This window comes from Pseudomonas sp. XP1 (genome assembly GCF_053557675.1).
In genome coordinates this window covers 334426-350690 of the sequence record NZ_JBNRIJ010000002.1, presented here as the reverse complement: position 1 = coordinate 350690, position 16265 = coordinate 334426, and the positions used below count along the sequence as shown (strand labels likewise).

The following is a 16265-nucleotide window of genomic DNA, read 5'->3' as shown; positions in this document are numbered from 1 at the left end:
AGCCAGCTCCCACAGGTACAGCACCGCCCTTGAGACCTGCGCCGTACCTGTGGGAGCTGGCTTGCCGGCGATTGGGCGGAAACTGACCAAAAAAAACCCGGCCCCCTGTACGAGGGCCGGGTTCTTTATAAGTGAAGCAGGCGGATCAGACCAGCTTTTCCAGCTCCGGAACCGCTTCGAACAGGTCAGCGACCAGGCCGTAGTCGGCTACCTGGAAGATCGGCGCCTCTTCGTCCTTGTTGATCGCCACGATCACCTTGGAGTCCTTCATGCCGGCCAGGTGCTGGATCGCGCCGGAGATACCGACGGCGATGTACAGCTGTGGCGCAACGATCTTGCCGGTCTGGCCGACCTGCATGTCGTTCGGCACGAAGCCGGCGTCGACCGCGGCGCGCGAGGCACCGACGGCAGCACCGAGCTTGTCGGCCAGGCTGTACAGGTGCTTGAAGTTGTCACCGTTGCCCATGCCACGGCCGCCGGAAACGACGATCTTGGCAGCGGTCAGCTCTGGGCGGTCGGACTTGGCCAGCTCTTCGCCAACGAAGGCCGAAATGCCAGCGTCGTGCGCAGCGCCGACGGCTTCGATGGCAGCCGAACCACCTTCGGCGGCCACGGCGTCGAAGCCGGTGGTACGCACGGTGATGACCTTGATGGCAGCGCTCGATTGCACGGTGGCAATGGCGTTACCGGCATAGATCGGGCGTTTGAAGGTGTCGGCGGACTCGACCGAGATGATCTCGGAAATCTGGTCCACGTCCAGCAGCGCGGCAACGCGCGGCAGGATGTTCTTGCCGTTGGTGGTGGCCGGGGCCAGCACGTGGCTGTAGCCCTTGGCCAGCTCGACGATCAGCGGCGCGACGTTTTCCGGCAGCACGTGGGCGTAGGCAGCGTTATCGGCAACCAGCACTTTGGCCACGCCAGCGATCTTGGCTGCGGACTCGGCAATGCCGCCCACGTTCTGGCCAGCGACCAGCACGTGCACATCACCACCGATCTTGGCGGCAGCAGCAACAGTATTCAGGGTGGCCGGGGCTACGGCACCGTTTTCGTATTCAGCGACAACCAGGATAGTCATTTAGATTACCTTCGCTTCGTTCTTCAGCTTCTCGACCAGTTCGGCCACCGATTTGACCTTGATGCCAGCGCTGCGAGCAGCCGGGGCTTCAACCTTCAGGGTCTTGTTGGTGGAGGCGAGGGAAACGCCAAGCGCGTCTGGAGTAACGGTCTCCAGCGGCTTCTTCTTGGCCTTCATGATGTTCGGCAGCGATGCGTAGCGTGGCTCGTTCAGGCGCAGGTCGGTGGTGACGATAGCCGGCAGGTTCAGTGCAACGGTCTGCAGGCCGCCGTCGATTTCACGGGTGACGTTCAGCTTGTCGCCAGCCACTTCCACCTTGGAGGCGAAGGTGCCCTGGGCGAAGCCGGTCAGCGCAGCCAGCATCTGGCCGGTCTGGTTGTTGTCGCTGTCGATGGCCTGCTTGCCGAGGATGACCAGCTGCGGCTGCTCTTTGTCGACAACGGCTTTCAGCGCCTTGGCCACGGCCAGGGAATTCAGTTCGTCAGCGGCTTCGACCAGGATGGCTCGGTCGGCACCCAGGGCCAGGGCGGTACGCAGTTGCTCCTGGGCAGTGGCCGGGCCGACGGAAACGACGACGATCTCGGACGCGACGCCCTTTTCCTTCAGGCGTACGGCTTCTTCCACGGCGATTTCGCAGAAGGGGTTCATGGACATCTTGACGTTAGCAAGGTCGACGCCGGAGTTGTCCGCCTTGACGCGAACCTTGACGTTGTAGTCGACCACTCGTTTGACAGCTACAAGAACCTTCATGGATTCCTCGTTACTCTCCGGTGAATAGATAGTCGCCAGGGGCAGAGCCCTGCGATGCGCGTGGGTACAAGGGCACCTCTAAAAACGTACCGGGAGGCGGTAACTTCACAGTGACCGAACAGTCTTGTCCGGACTCTTGCGACAAATACTCACGGGTCATTTCCTGTCGTGGCGTGTAAACTCCACTACAAACCGGCCCAAGGCCGCAAAACCCTGCTCCACACCTGGTCTTTAGAGGTGTACCTGCGCCCGGCTGCAAGCCTACGGCGAACGTAAAACCGCTCGTATCTTGACCGTAACACCCAATCCGGTCAATACGGCAAATCGGTCACCCTCCAGCCGCGTTCCTGTGATTTTACTGGCCTGCGGCAAATTCAAACAAACGTTTGTATTGGACCCGCCAAGTGGTGTAGATATAATGCGCGGCCAAGACAAAACGGTGTAGTCCGTCATTTGCCCAGCTACAGTTCCGCCGTTGCGTAGAACCGCCGCGAATGCCCCGCGCACCCATAAGACAAAGCAACAGCACGAGCCTTGATGAGTAGGAGAGAACCAGTGGAACGCGAATACATGGAATTCGACGTGGTCATCGTCGGCGCCGGCCCGGCGGGCCTGTCCGCCGCCTGCCGCCTGAAGCAGAAGGCCGCCGAAACCGGTAGCGAAATCAGCGTCTGCGTGGTGGAAAAAGGCTCTGAAGTCGGCGCCCACATCCTCTCCGGCGCGGTGTTCGAACCCCGCGCCCTGAACGAGCTGTTCCCAGACTGGAAAGAGCTCGGTGCGCCGCTGAACACCGAAGTGAAGCGTGACGACATCTACGTACTCAAGGATGCCGCCAGTTCGACCAAGGTGCCTGACCTGTTCGTGCCCAAGACCATGCACAACCAGGGCAACTACATCATCTCGCTGGGCAACCTGTGCCGCTGGCTGGCCCAGCAGGCCGAGAACCTGGGCGTGGAAATCTACCCAGGCTTCGCCGCACAGGAAGCATTGTTCGACGAAAACGGCGTGGTCCGTGGCATCGTCACCGGCGACATGGGCGTCGACCGCGAAGGCAACCCGAAAGACGGCATGTACACCCCTGGCATGGAACTGCGTGCCAAGTACACCCTGTTCGCCGAAGGCTGCCGCGGCCATATCGGCAAACAGCTGATCAAGCGCTTCAACCTCGACAGCGAAGCCGACGTCCAGCATTACGGCATCGGCCTGAAGGAAATCTGGGAAATCGACCCGGCCAAGCACGAGCAGGGCCTGGTGGTGCATACCGCCGGCTGGCCGCTGGACGTGATGGCCAAGGACAACACCGGTGGTTCGTTCCTCTACCACCTGGAAAACAACCAGGTGGTGGTCGGCCTGATCGTCGACCTGTCCTACGCCAACCCGTACCTGTCGCCGTTCGACGAGTTCCAGCGTCTCAAGCACCACCCGGTAATGAGCCAGTACCTCGAAGGCGGCAAGCGCATCAGCTACGGTGCCCGTGCCATCTGCAAGGGCGGCTTCAACTCGCTGCCGAAGATGGTGTTCAACGGCGGCGCGCTGATCGGCTGCGACCTGGGCACCCTGAACTTCGCCAAGATCAAGGGCAGCCACACCGCGATGAAGTCCGGCATGCTGGCCGCCGAAGCGGTGGCTGACGCACTGAGCGCCGGCAGCGAAGGCGGTGACCAGCTCAACGGCTACGTCAGCGCCTTCAAGGCCAGCTGGCTGTACGAAGAGCTGTTCGCCAGCCGCAACTTCGGCCCGGCCATGCACAAGTTCGGCCCGCTGCTGGGCGCGGCGTTCAACTATGTGGACCAGAACTGGTTCGGTGGCAAGCTGCCGTTCACCCTGCACGACACCAAGCCGGACTACGCCTGCCTGAAGCTGGCGGCAGAGTCGCAGAAGATCGATTACCCGAAACCCGACGGCAAGCTCAGCTTCGACAAGCTCAGCTCGGTATTCCTCTCCAGCACCAACCACGAAGAGGAACAACCCTGCCACCTGAAGCTGACCGACCCGAACGTGCCGATCGCCAGCAACCTGCCGCTTTACGACGAGCCGGCACAGCGTTACTGCCCGGCAGGCGTGTACGAAGTGGTCACCCAGGAAGACGGCAGCAAGCGCTTCCAGATCAACGCGCAGAACTGCGTGCACTGCAAGACCTGCGACATCAAGGACCCGGCCCAGAACATCACCTGGGTCACCCCTGAAGGCGCTGGCGGGCCGAACTACCCGAACATGTAAGGCCCCTGCCCTGCGCTAACGAAAAGCCCCCGGTTCTCACGAGCCGAGGGCTTTTTGTTTTACCTGTTCTGGCTGTACTGGCCGCTCCTACAAAGTCCGCGTGCCATCCCACTGTGGTGCCGGCTCAGGAAGTCTGTCTCAGCCCCCAAGACCATTACACGCTCATTTGTCACCACACATGATGGGCATCGGCTCCGCGGCAAACGCCAATGGCTCCCGACGCCCGAAATACAAGGCCGTCAGCAACCCCACTGTGCCCATGACCAGACAAAAGCCGACACACACCCACGGGCTCCAGGGCATCAGCGCAATCAGCGCCAGCGGTGTGGTGCTGGCCCAAAGCGCGTAGGCCACGTTATAGGTAAAGGAGATGCCCGACACGCGAATCTCGGCCGGGAACAACCCGACCATTACTGACGGCACCACGCCCACCACGCCGCAGGACAGCCCCGCCAGCGCATAGGCCAGCCAGGTCATGCCCCACTGCCCCACCAGGCTGGCATACAACGCGCCGATGCCCACCGGCAGCAGCAGGCTGTAGAGCATCAGCGCGCGCCAGGCGCCTACGCGGTCGACCAGCAGCCCGGCCAGCACGCAACCGATGTTGAGGAAGACGATACCCACGCTGCTGAGGGCAAAGGTGTGCCCGGCAGTCATGCCGAAGCGCTGCTGCATCACTGTCGGGGTAATCACCACCAGCACCACGACGGCGGAAGTCAGCACGCAGGTCAGCAGCGCCGCCGGGATCAACGCCCGACGGTGTTCACCCAGCACCCGCCGCAGCGGGAAGCTCACCGGCTGCTCCTGGCGCGCGCGCAGGGCAAGGAACACCGGTGTTTCGCTGAGCCAACGACGCAGCCACACGCCGATCACGCCGAATACCCCGCCGAGCAGGAACGGGTAGCGCCAGGCGTAGTCGAGGATTTCCTGCGGGGTGAACAACTGCGCCAGCAAGGTCGCGGTCAGTGCCCCCAGCAGATAGCCAAAGGTCAGGCCAGCCTGCAGGAAGCCCAGGGCATAACCGCGCCGCCCGGCTGGCGCGTGCTCGGCGACGAAGGTCCAGGCGCTCGGCACCTCGCCACCCACCGCCGCGCCCTGCAGGATACGCAGTGCCAGCAGGATCAGCGGCGCGGCATAGCCGATGTCGGCGTAGGTCGGCATCACCCCGATCAACAGGCACGGCAGGGCCATCATCAGGATGCTCAGGCTGAAGACCCGTTTGCGTCCCAGGTGGTCGGCGAAGTGCGCCATCAGGATGCCGCCTAGCGGCCGCGCCAGGTAGCCGGTGACGAAGATTCCGAAGCTTTGCAGCAGGCGCAACCATTCGGGCATCTCGGGTGGGAAGAACAGCTGGCTGAGGGTAAGCGCAAAGAATACGAAGATGATGAAGTCGTAGATTTCCAGCGCGCCGCCCAACGCCGCCAGGCCCAGGGTCCGGTGGTCGCCGCGGCTGAACCGGGGCGGGCGAGCGGTATCGATGGCAGTCATGGCAGGGTCCGCAAATCGGCAAAGGGCAAGAGGATAGCAAATAGCAGCCCCCGTGCCCCGTACGTCGCCGCTTTAGCGGTTGAACATGGTGTTGACGAAATTGGCCCGTGGCCGCGGCCGAGCCGTGGCAACCGGCATGGTGCCCGGCAGCGGCAGCTTGCCGACCAGCAGTGGCGTATCAATGATCGCCATGAACGCCTCCAGTGCCTCGTTGTCGGGCACCTGGGGCAGGCTCAGGCTGACGGCCTGGCGCTCGGTCTGCGGCACCAGGGGCACTTGCAACTGGTTGGAGTGATAAAGGAGGGCGTGCTGGATCTGCGTGCTGACGCGACAGAAGCGCGCCAGGTCGACCCCGACATGGCTGGCCAGCTCGATATTGCCCAACAGCAAGTGGAAAGGCTGCAAGGCACTCAGGACCAGGCGCTGCAGCTCCTCGAAGCTGTCCACTGGCGCTATCCGGTAGTAGCCCAGGCCGTTGAGCAGCCGCTCCAGTTGCAGGCGCTGACACGGGTGTGCGTCGGCGATGAGGATGCGCAGGGTCTTGTTGGCCATGGTGGGACCTGGGCAGTTGGGTGATGGGTAGGCTCCATGACCATACTGCGCCAGTAACGGCTGCTGCCAAGGCTACGCCTGGCAGGGGTCTTCTTTGATAGAAGTCGGGAAAACCGTGGAAATCAAGTGATCGACTGACGGAATTTTCATCTGCATTCAACCCGGCGATCAGGATTCCCACTCGCGCATGCGCACCCGGCAGTGCTTCATGGCATTGACGATGTGCTTCTCCACCAGGCTGCGGGAAATACCCAGGTGCTCGGCAATCTGCTGGTGCGACAGGCCTTCGAGCTTGCGCAGCAGGAAGCAGTCGCGGCAGACCTTGCTCAGCTCTTCCAGAGCGCGCTGCATCAGCGCAAGGCGCTGGTCGAGCTGCATGTCGTGGGTCGGCGCCGGGGTGTGCCAGCGCTCGTCGTTGTCCAGTACCTCCAGCGGCTCGGCCTGACGTACCTGATGCCGCCGGTGGCGGTCGACCACCAGATTGAGCGCGGTGCGGTAAAGGAAGGCACGCGGGTGCTCGATGCGCTCGGCGTCGGTGCGTTCCAGCACCCGCAGGTAGGCATCGTGCGCCACATCTTCGGCGGCCTGACGATTGCCCAGGCGCGCGGAAAGGAAGCCCACCAGTTCGCGATAGTAATGTTCCACGACGTTACCTGAGATCGTCCTGCCAGCCTATGCCAGAAAGCCCTTTCAGGCAGCGACGCGGGACCGAGTGATGTCAGCGTGCGATCTTACAAATTATAATTATTCTCAGCAACAAGAGGGGAATGGCTGGAGGGCTTCAGCGCCTGGGAGACCTAGCGCCACACCCCTCCCGCCATACACCTGCCAGCCCCAATCCGATATCCGCTAAATCCCCCCCTGCCGCTTTCGTCTATCTGGCACCCCCTCGGCTGGATGTCTGCATGAGACCTTTAACCAACACCCGTCGCCGGCTGCTGCTCAGCGGCCTGTGCCTGCTCGGCCTGGGTTGCCTGCTGGCCTGGAAGACCCTGCCCTACGGCGCACAGCCGCTCAGCACGGTTGCCGTGACCCGCGCCGACATCGAAAGCAGCGTCACTGCACTGGGCACCCTGCAACCAAGGCGCTACGTGGACGTCGGTGCCCAGGCGTCGGGGCAGATCCATACCCTGCATGTGGAGGTCGGCGACACGGTGCGCAAAGGCCAGCTGCTGGTCGAGATCGACCCTTCGACCCAGCAGGCCCGGCTGGATGCCGGCCGCTACTCGATCGACAACCTCAAGGCCCAGCTGGCCGAACAACGCGCGCAGTTCCAACTGGCCCGACAGCAGCTCGAACGCCAACGGGACCTGGCCGCCGCCGGCGCTACCCGCGACGAGGACGTGCAAACGGCCGCCGCGCAGCTGAAGGTCACCCAGGCGCGCATCGACATGTTCCAGGCGCAGATCCGCCAGGCCCAGGCCAGCCTGCGCAGCGACGAGGCCGAGCTGGGCTACACGCGCATCTATGCGCCGATGGACGGCACGGTAGTGGCGGTGGATGCCCGTGAAGGGCAAACCCTCAATGCCCAACAGCAAACCCCGTTGATCCTGCGCATCGCCAAGCTCTCGCCGATGACCGTGTGGGCCCAGGTGTCGGAGGCCGACATCGGCAAGGTCACCCCGGGCATGACCGCCTACTTCACCACCCTGGCCGGTGGCAAGCGCCGCTGGACCAGCACCGTGCGGCAAGTGCTGCCGATCCCGCCCAAGCCCCTGGAGCAGGCCAGCCAGGGCGGCGGCAGCCCGGCCAGCGTCAGCAATGGCAGTGCTGGCAGCCAGGTGGTGCAGTACAGCGTGCTGCTGGATGTCGACAACCCGGACGGCGCGCTGATGGCCGAGATGACCACGCAGGTGTTCTTTGTCGCAGGCAAAGCCAGCCAGGTGCTGACCGTACCCCTGGCTGCGCTGGACGACGGCGATGGCCTGCGCCTGGCGCATGTGCTGACCCGCGATGGCAAGGTGGAACAGCGCCAGGTGCGCACCGGCCTCAGCGACCGCCTGCGGGTGCAGGTGCTGGAAGGCCTCAACGAAGGCGAACGCCTGGTGATCGGCGCCTCTGGCGTCAGCGGAGGTTGAATGAGCACACCCCTGATCGAGCTGGTCGACATCCGTAAATCCTACGGCGGGGTCGAAACGCCCCAGGTCGATATCCTGCATGGCATCAGCCTGCGCATCCATCCCGGCGAGTTCGTCGCCATCGTCGGCGCCTCCGGCTCCGGCAAGTCGACCTTGATGAATATTCTCGGCTGCCTCGACCGCCCCACTTCCGGCAGCTACCGCTTCGCCGGCAAGGATGTGGCCGAACTGGGCAGCGACGAACTGGCCTGGCTGCGCCGCGAAGCGTTCGGCTTCGTGTTCCAGGGCTACCACCTGATCCCCTCGGGTTCGGCCCAGGAAAACGTCGAAATGCCGGCCATCTATGCCGGCATCGCCGCCAACGAACGCCACGCCCGTGCCAGCGCCCTGCTCGGCCGCCTGGGCCTGGCCAGCCGCACCGGCAACCGCCCTCACCAGTTGTCTGGCGGCCAGCAGCAACGGGTGTCGATTGCCCGGGCGTTGATGAATGGCGGCCATATCATTCTCGCCGACGAACCCACCGGCGCCCTCGACAGCCACAGCGGCACCGAAGTGATGGCGTTGCTCGACGAGCTGGCCAGCCAGGGCCACGTGATCATCCTGATCACCCATGACCGCAACGTCGCGGCGCGGGCGCAGCGCGTGATCGAAATTCGCGACGGCCTGATCATCAGCGACTCGGCCGCCGACAAGCCCACGGTCGACGACGGTCGTGGGCTGCAGGCCGACCAGTTGCGCCAGCGCCTGGACCGTGGCGCGACCTTGCACGGGGCGTGGAAAGGCGAATTGCTCGAAGCCCTGCAAGCGGCCTGGCGGGTGATGTGGGTCAACCGCTTCCGCACCGCCCTGACCCTGCTGGGCATCGTCATCGGCGTGGCCTCGGTGGTGGTGATGCTGGCAGTGGGCGAAGGTAGCAAGCGCCAGGTCATGGCGCAGATGGCAGCCTTCGGGTCGAATATCCTCTACCTCAACGGCAAGCCGGCGAGCCTGGGCGAGCAGGCCGGCACCATCACCCTCGACGATGTCGCCGCCATCGGCCAACTGCCGCAGGTCAAGCACGTGATGCCGGTGATCGGCAAAAAGATGATGGTGCGCCACGGCAACAACAGCCAGCGGTTCTATGTGGGTGGTAACAACACCGGCTTCCCCGAGATTTTCAACTGGCCGGCGGTGCAAGGCAGCTTCTACACCGATGCCGATGAAGCCAACGCTGCCGCGGTGGCGGTGATCGGCCAGAAAGTGCGGGAAAAGATGCTCGACCCTGGGCGCGACCCGCTGGGGCAGTACCTGTTGATTGGCAATGTGCCGTTTCAGGTGGTCGGTATCCTGGCCGGCAAGGGCGCCAGCTCTGGCGACCAGGACAGCGACGGGCGCATCGTGGTGCCCTACTCCGCCGCAGCCATCCGCCTGTTCGGCCAGCGCGACCCGGACTACATCGCCGTTGCCGCCCTCGACTCCACGCGGGTCGACGAGGCCGAAGCAGCCATCGACAAGCTGCTGCGCCAGCGTCACAACGGCCGCCGGGACTTCGAGCTGACCAATGACGCGGCGTTGATCCAGGCCGAAGCGCGCACGCAGAACAGCCTGTCGCTGATGCTGGGGGCGATCGCCGCGATCTCGCTGCTGGTGGGCGGCATCGGCGTGATGAACATCATGTTGATGACCGTACGCGAGCGCACCCGTGAAATCGGCATCCGCATGGCCACCGGTGCGCGCCAGCGCGACATCCTGCGGCAATTTCTCAGCGAGGCGGTAATGCTGTCGATGGTCGGCGGCCTGGCCGGCATCGTCCTGGCCCTGGCCATCGGTGGCGGCCTGATGCTGGCCGAAGTGGCGGTGGCCTTTGCCCTGCCCGCGATGCTCGGCGCCTTCGCCTGCGCCGTCGTCACCGGCATCGTGTTCGGCTTCATGCCAGCGCGCAAGGCCGCCCGCCTAGACCCGGTCAAAGCCCTTACCAGCGAATAACCCATGACTCTGCCTAGCCGCATCAGCCTGTTGACCTTATGCGTATGCCTCGCCGCCTGCAGCACGCCGCCACCCCCCACCAGCGGCATCGCCACGCCATCCGCCTGGCAAGGCGAGGCCGCATCACCCTCGGCCCAGCTGCCAACGACACAGTGGTGGCAAGCCTTCGCCAGCCGCGAACTCGACCGCCTGGTACAGCACGCCCTGCACAATGCCCACGACCTGGCTGCCGCCACGGCGCGGGTACGCCAGGCCCAGGCACGCGCAGTCATCGCCGGCGCGCCGCTGCTGCCGGAGCTGAAGCTGGGCCTGGACGGCAGCCGCCAACGCCTGCTGCACGGTGACGGCTATGACCAGCTGGATGTCAGCCGCAGCGAACCTACCAGCACCTCGTTCGACATGCAGCTCAGCGCCAGCTATGAAATCGACTTCTGGGGCGGCCTGCGCGCGACCCGTGACAGCGCCCTGCGCAGCCTGGATGCCAGCCGCTTCGACCGTCAGACCGTGGAGCTGACCCTGGTCAGCGCGGTAGCCGACAGTTACCTGCAGGGCCTGGCCCTGCGGGAACAGTTGCGCATTGCCCGCCTCAACCTGCGCAATGCCCAGAACGTGCTGGGCCTGGTCGAGGCACGCCAGCGCAGCGGCTCCGCCACGCGCCTGGAACTGGCCCAGCAACGCAGCCTGGTGGCCGCACAGCAACGCCAGCTACCGTTACTGGAACAGAAGTGGCAAGACAGCCGCGTTACCTTGGCGACCCTGCTCGGCGACCCGGTGCAGTCGCTACCCACCAGCCAGGACGCGATCGACACCCTGCAATGGCCCGCCATTGGCAGCGGCGTGCCCAGCGAGCTGCTCACCCGCCGTCCAGACATTGCCGCAGCAGAAGCGCGGCTTGCCGCCGCCAGCGCCAACGTGCAGGTCGCCCGCGCCGCCATGCTGCCCAAGCTCACCCTCGGGGCCAATCTGGGAGCTGGCGCCAATACCTTTGCCCATTTGTTCGACAGCTCCTACTACACACTCACCAGCGGCCTGGTTGCCCCAATCTTCAACAACGGCCGGCTGCGTGCCGCGCGTGAACTGGCCGAGGCGCAACAGATGGAGTTGCTGGAGACCTACCGCAGCAGCATCCTGGCCGGTTTTGCCGATGTCGAGAAAGCGCTCAATGCGATCCAGGGCGTTGACCGCCAGCGGCAGTGGCAGGATGAAGAGGTGGAGCAGGCGCGCCTGGCGTTCAACCTGGCGCAGCAGCGTTATGGCGCGGGAGCAGAGACGCTGTTGAGCGTGCTGGAGACCCAGCGCACCTTGTATGTGGCGCAGGACCAGCAGGCGCAACTGCGCCTGGCCCGGTTGCAGGGTAGCGTGGCGTTGTACAAGGCATTGGGGGGTGGGTGGCAGCTCGGGCAGTAAACCGTGTTGTCTTCTGGGGCTGCTGCGCAGCCCATCGCGACGCAAGCCGCTCCCACAGGTAGAGCTTCTACAGTTCGCTCCGTTTTCAAGCCATGCGCCGTCATGTGGGAGCGGCCTTGTGTCGCGAAAGGGGCGCAGAGCGCCCCCAGTCAAAGCGAGCGCTGCGCCACCTTCAGGTTGCGCGCATACCACGGCCGCTGCGGTACCTTGGGCCGCAGCTTGTCGAGCAGGTCGTCATCGCTGTAGATGATGCGCAACGCCAGCTTCATGGTCTCCGGGTCCATCTCTACACTGCGCCCGGGCCGCAAACCCGGCACCGTCGAGCAGCCATGGGTATCCGGCCCCAACCACGGGTCGGCCACCTCCACCCAGCGCCCTGGCGCAAACCATGGCACGCCATTGACTTCCAGGCGCCGCACCTCGCCCGGATGCAGCCGCTCATGCGCGTGGAACCAGTCCTCGATGCGGTCGTCGATCCAACCATGAAAGTGCCAGAACACCGGGTTCACATGGGATGAAAACGGGTCGCCGAGAAAATCGTTCTGCTCGGCGAACCAGCGTTCGGCAAAATCATCCGGCGTGCGCGCCGTCGGCACCGGCATGCCGTTGGAGGGGTCGCGCGGCACCGATGCCCAGCGCATGTGCAGCCAGTCGTGCAGGCCCAGCTCCACTTCCGAACCGAACTGGCCCAGGGTCAAGGTGCTCAGGTACTCCGGGTCGGTGTAGCGTGACTCCCAGACCTGGAAGTTGCCATGGAAGGTATCCGGCGTCTTGATGTCGCGCACCCACTGGGTGTATTCCGCATCACCGCTGGCCAGCCAGGTGGGCGGCAGGGCATTGCCGTCATGGTTGTCGAAGTAGCGGGCGAATCCGGCCCGGTCGCGCTCCAGCTCCGGCTGCGGCAGCGGGAAGCGCGTCCATGACGGCAGGTCCTGCAAGGCACGGGCGTTACCAAGCATGTGCCGGTGCATGAAGAAAAAGTCCTCGCCCGAACCGTTGCGGTCCTTGTGCCGGCCCCGCGCATCACGCTCGCGGTCACGCGGCCCGGGCTGCCAGCCCAGACCACGCAGGGCGTCCTGCTTGTCCTTGCCCAGCTTGTGCCATTTGTCCCGCGACGAGTGCCACAGCTGGTGGAACAGACGATGCTCCGGGGCGGTCAGCCAGGCCAGCAGTTGCGGTTTCAGCGGGGTACGCTCGCGCGCCTCGGGGAAGGTACGCTTCAGGGCCAGGAACTGGTTGTCCTCCACGGGCAATGTCAGCGCGCGGTCCAGGCGCGCAATGCGCCCGTTGAGAGTCGCCGGCCCGGCGTTGCCGAACCGGCCCCAGACCTCGTCGAGCACGATATGGCATTCATAGCGGGCCTGGGCCGAAAACAGGCGCCAGCGCAGGGTACCCGGCTTGTCCGCCAACAGGTCGCCTATCACGCGGTAGCGTGGCTCCTCCCGCCCACGCAGGCGCTCGGGGGTATCCAGATAGCCGCGCAGGGCGCGCCCGTTGGTTGCCACATCCAGGAACAGCTCCAGTTCACCTGTGGGCAGGCCATCCAGCCCCGCATCCTTGCCCTGCAGGGTCCAGCGCCAGATGCCGCGCAGGGTATCGCCCAACTGCTGGAGGCGGGTATCGGCCAACTCGACGACGGCCTCGCCAGGGGTTTCCGGGAATTCCTCGGCGGCACGCTGGCGCTGCACATACAGCGCCCCCAGCGCACCGGGCACCACCACACCCGTCAATGCCACACTGGCGATGAAACCGCGTCGGGAAATCGTCATTGCATACCTGTGCATTCATTGCGGCCATGGAGCACGGCCCGTCCAAGGCTAGAACGTTGCACGGCAGGCGAAATTTAGCGGCTTGCCACCCCCGCCCTGAGGGCAACTCGGTCAATGTAGGAGCGGCCTTGTGTCGCGAAAGGGCCGCAAGGCGGCCCCGGCAATTTTGCAGGGGTGCGAAGATCCTGGGGGCGCTGCGCACCCCTATCGCGACACAAGGCCGCTCCTACAGGGCCCTGCGCCAGCGACCAGACAGCAGCTAAATTTCCCGGGTGCGAGCTCGTTCACTGCAAGTAGCGGCGGCCTCTGTGCCCATCCCTCGACGGTGAACCTACTGAGACAAAGATGACGACTCCACGCTGGAAGAAAGCCCTGTTTATCAGCCTGGCCGCGGCGGTTGCCGCTGGCGCCGGGTTTGCCGCCTGGCACTACTTCGCCACACCCGCCGGCTATTCCAGGGAGGTGACCCGCCAGGCCAACGACCTGCAGGAACGCATTCTCTCGTTCGACAGCCATGTCACCCTGCCGCTGACCTTCGGCACCGAAGGCAGCGAGGCCGACAAGGATGGCGGTGGCCGCTTCGACCTGGCCAAGGCCGCACGCGGGCGGTTATCTGGCGCGGCCCTGACCATCTTCGCCTGGCCAGAGTCCTGGACCGGTGACGGTGGGCCGCACCGCCCTACCCCAGGCTTCGTCGAAGCGGCCCGCCACACCCAGGAGGTACGCTACAACGCCATCACCGCCATGGTCCGCGACTTCCCGCAGCAGGTGGGCATTGCCTATACCCCGCAAGACATGCGGCGCCTGCACGGCGAAGGCAAGTTCGCGGTGTTCCTCAGCATGCTCAACGCCTATGCGCTGGGCGATGACATCGACCAGCTCGACCGCTGGGCCGCGCGCGGGGTGCGCATGTTCGGCTTCAGCTACGTGGGCAACAACAGCTGGGCCGACTCTTCGCGCCCGCTGCCGTTCTTCAATGACACCGCCGATGCCCTGGACGGCCTGTCGCCGCTCGGCAAGCGCGCCGTGCAGCGGCTGAACGACCTGGGCGTGATCATCGATGTGTCGCAAATGTCCAGCAAGGCGCTGGCCCAGGCCGTTGCCCTCAGCCGCGCGCCGGTGGTGGCCTCGCACTCGGCGCCGCGGGCGATGGTCGACATCAGGCGCAACCTCTCCGACAAGGAGCTGCAGCTGATCAAGGACAGCGGCGGCGTGGTCCAGCTGGTGGCCTTCTCCACCTACCTCAAGCCCTTGAGCAGCAAGACCCAGGACAAACTCAACGCCCTGCGCGCCCACTACGACCTGCCGCCACTGGCAAACCTCGACTACGCACTGATGCCAGGTGACCCGGTGATCGCCGGCTGGCCCGAGCAGAAGGTCGGCCAGTACGCCAACGCGCTGTACGGCATTCTCGAGGAAGAGCCGCCAGCCACGCTCAAGGACTATGGCGACGCCATCGACTACACCGTGCGCAAGGTCGGCATCGACCATGTCGGCCTGAGTTCGGACTTCAACGAAGGCGGCGGCATCGACGGTTGGCAGAACGCCAGTGAAGCACGCAACGTCACCGCCGAACTGATCAGCCGCGGCTACTCCGAAGCGGATATCGCCAAGCTCTGGGGCGGCAATTTTCTGCGGGTGTGGGAGCAGGTGCAGCGCGCCGCGCAACCTGTGGCCACCCCATCCCCCTGACCGTTGCGAGCCATTTGATGAACGACCGTCGCACCTTTCTCAAGCAGGTCGGCCTGCTTGCGGCCGCCCTGCCCCTCACCGGCCCACTGCCGCCTGCCGCCCAAGCGGCGGCTGCGCAGCCAGCCACCGCCAGCGACTGGGCCGCGTTTCGCAACCTGTTCGAGCTGGACCCGGCGTACGCGCACTTTGCCAACTTCCTGATCACCTCGCACCCACGGCCCGTGCGCGAAGCCATCGAGGCGCTGCGTGCCCGCTTCGACCGCCACCCGGCCCGCATGGTCGACTGGGACAGCCAGTCGGAGTGGAAGCACGAAGCCGCCGTGCGTGAATGGGCGGCCCGCTACCTCGAAGTGACGCCCCGGCAAATCGCCCTGACCGGCAGCACCACCGAAGGCCTGGGGCTGATCTATGGCGGGCTGAAGATTGCCCCGGGGCAGGAAATTCTCACCACCGTGCACGAGCATTCGGCCGCCCGCCATACCATGGGCTTTCGCACCACGCGCGATGGCACACCGGTGCACCGGTTGCGCCTGTTCGAAGACCCCTCCAAGGTCAACAGCGACCAGGTACTGGCCACCATCGCGGCGGCCATCGGGCCGAAAACCCGGGTGCTGGGCATGACCTGGGTGCACTCGGGCAGTGGCGTGAAACTGCCCGTGGGCGAGATCGGCGCGCTGGTGCGCGAGGTCAATCGCCAGCGTGACGAGCAGGACCAGATCATTTATGTGATCGACGGTGTGCATGGCTTCGGCGTCGAAGACATGCGCTTTGCCGATCTCAACTGCGACTACTTCATCGCCGGCACGCACAAGTGGATGTTCGGGCCGCGGGGTACCGGGATCATCTGTGCGGCGTCCACCGAACTGAAGCAGCTGAACCCGACCATTGCCACGTTTTCCGAGAACGAGGACTTCGCCACGGTGATGACGCCCGGGGGCTACCACGCGTTCGAGCATCGCTGGGCATTGGGCAAGGCGTTCGAGCTGCACCTGCAGCTGGGCAAGGCGGCAGTGCAGGCGCGGATTCATGGGCTCAATGGCTATCTCAGGCAGCGGCTCGAGGCATTGCCAGGGATAGCGTTGGTGACACCGCGCAGTGCGCAATATTCGGCGGGGTTCACCTTCTTCCGGGTCACGGGGCAGGATGCTGACGAGGTGGCCCGATATCTCAATAGCCAGCGCATCGTGGTCGATGCGGTATCACGGGATGTCGGGCCGGTGGTGCGGACGGCGCCTGGGCTGTTGAATACCGAGGCGGAGATCGAGCGAT

The 16265-nt window shown here is 64.9% G+C and carries 12 protein-coding genes; 6 read left to right on the top strand and 6 right to left on the bottom strand.

Translation table 11 applies throughout. The features are described from left to right. Nucleotides 1-145: 145 nt before the first annotated feature. Together ACK1U9_RS03870 and ACK1U9_RS03865 are read right to left on the bottom strand one after the other, a co-directional pair. The gene (locus ACK1U9_RS03870) at nucleotides 146-1075 is read right to left on the bottom strand and encodes an electron transfer flavoprotein subunit alpha/FixB family protein (RefSeq protein ID WP_046615091.1); all 930 of its coding nucleotides are present in this window, start codon (nucleotides 1073-1075) and stop codon (nucleotides 146-148) included. After that, nucleotides 1076-1825: an electron transfer flavoprotein subunit beta/FixA family protein gene (locus ACK1U9_RS03865; RefSeq protein WP_015271101.1), complete on the bottom strand. Its 750-nt coding sequence runs from the start codon at nucleotides 1823-1825 to the stop codon at nucleotides 1076-1078. Between the two features lie 537 nt (nucleotides 1826-2362). Here ACK1U9_RS03865 and ACK1U9_RS03860 point away from each other — a divergent pair. Then, nucleotides 2363-4045, top strand: a complete 1683-nt coding sequence (locus ACK1U9_RS03860) for an electron transfer flavoprotein-ubiquinone oxidoreductase (RefSeq protein ID WP_080958465.1) — start codon at nucleotides 2363-2365, stop codon at nucleotides 4043-4045. Nucleotides 4046-4207: 162 nt separating this feature from the next. Here the strand turns inward: ACK1U9_RS03860 and ACK1U9_RS03855 are convergent, their stop codons facing one another. From ACK1U9_RS03855 to ACK1U9_RS03845, 3 genes are all read right to left on the bottom strand, one after another. Then, a complete protein-coding gene (locus ACK1U9_RS03855) occupies nucleotides 4208-5533 on the bottom strand; it encodes an MFS transporter (RefSeq protein WP_108480227.1) in 1326 nt (441 codons plus the stop codon). Nucleotides 5534-5605: 72 nt separating this feature from the next. Continuing rightward, complete coding sequence (locus ACK1U9_RS03850) at nucleotides 5606-6085, bottom strand: response regulator (RefSeq protein WP_046615087.1); 480 nt, start codon at nucleotides 6083-6085, stop codon at nucleotides 5606-5608. A gap of 168 nt (nucleotides 6086-6253) precedes the next feature. Further along, a complete protein-coding gene (locus ACK1U9_RS03845; RefSeq protein WP_046615086.1) occupies nucleotides 6254-6730 on the bottom strand; it encodes a sigma-70 family RNA polymerase sigma factor in 477 nt (158 codons plus the stop codon). A 260-nt stretch (nucleotides 6731-6990) separates the two neighbouring features. Between ACK1U9_RS03845 and ACK1U9_RS03840 the strand changes: the two genes are divergently transcribed. From ACK1U9_RS03840 to ACK1U9_RS03830, 3 genes are read left to right on the top strand one after another with little or no spacing between them, the layout of a single operon-like run. Beyond that, the gene (locus ACK1U9_RS03840; protein WP_196174311.1) at nucleotides 6991-8163 is read left to right on the top strand and encodes an efflux RND transporter periplasmic adaptor subunit; all 1173 of its coding nucleotides are present in this window, start codon (nucleotides 6991-6993) and stop codon (nucleotides 8161-8163) included. Next, a complete protein-coding gene (locus tag ACK1U9_RS03835; protein ID WP_196174314.1) occupies nucleotides 8164-10128 on the top strand; it encodes a MacB family efflux pump subunit in 1965 nt (654 codons plus the stop codon). 3 nt (nucleotides 10129-10131) lie between these two features. After that, nucleotides 10132-11535, top strand: coding sequence for an efflux transporter outer membrane subunit (locus ACK1U9_RS03830; protein WP_108481746.1), 1404 nt, complete (start codon nucleotides 10132-10134; stop codon nucleotides 11533-11535). Between the two features lie 149 nt (nucleotides 11536-11684). Here ACK1U9_RS03830 and pvdP read toward each other — a convergent pair whose 3' ends face one another. Then, entirely contained in the window at nucleotides 11685-13304 is a 1620-nt protein-coding gene (gene pvdP, locus ACK1U9_RS03825; RefSeq protein WP_108481747.1) for a pyoverdine maturation tyrosinase PvdP, read from the bottom strand. Nucleotides 13305-13649: 345 nt separating this feature from the next. On the opposite strand from pvdP, the gene pvdM reads away from it, so the two are divergent. Together pvdM and pvdN are read left to right on the top strand one after the other, a co-directional pair. Further along, nucleotides 13650-14996, top strand: a complete 1347-nt coding sequence (gene pvdM / locus ACK1U9_RS03820; protein WP_338459630.1) for a pyoverdine-tailoring dipeptidase-like protein PvdM — start codon at nucleotides 13650-13652, stop codon at nucleotides 14994-14996. 17 nt (nucleotides 14997-15013) lie between these two features. Continuing rightward, on the top strand, nucleotides 15014-16265 hold a 1252-nt coding region (gene pvdN / locus ACK1U9_RS03815), incomplete at its 3' end, for a pyoverdine-tailoring periplasmic protein PvdN (protein ID WP_449109713.1).